The 395-nt window shown below is 70.9% G+C and carries 1 protein-coding gene; it reads right to left on the reverse strand.

The features are described 5' to 3' along the window. On the reverse strand, positions 1-395 hold a 395-nt coding region (locus tag KUM49_RS38400; RefSeq protein ID WP_217241588.1), incomplete at both ends, for an FMN-binding protein.

A 395-nucleotide genomic window follows, 5' to 3' on the forward strand; every position in this document is an offset into this window, starting at 1 on the left:
CGACGTCCGCGCTCTGCGCCTGAAGCGTCTGGGCGATCAGCTTCGGCACCGCCGCCGTGGTCTGCGGGTGGTTCGGCTGCTGAAGCATCCTCACGGAGTTGATCTCGTCGCCCTCGAAGGTCACCTCCACCTGCACGGGGCCCTTCTCCGTCGTCACGGTCGGGCCCGCGACGACCTGCGAAGCGGGGGACGAGGGGGCGGCGGGCGAGGCGGACGCCGCTGTCGCGTTCTCGTCGATCGCGGCCTGGAGGGACTCCCGGTAGCCGTCGCTGGTGATGGTCGCGCCGGACACCGTGTCGACGTCCGCGCTCTGCGCCTGAAGCGTCTGGGCGATCAGCTTCGGCACCGCCGCCGTGGTCTGCGGGTGGTTCGGCTGCTGAAGCATCCTCACGGAG

The organism is Streptomyces sp. AC555_RSS877 (genome assembly GCF_019049245.1).
In the GTDB taxonomy this organism is placed as follows: Bacteria; Actinomycetota; Actinomycetes; order Streptomycetales; family Streptomycetaceae; genus Streptomyces.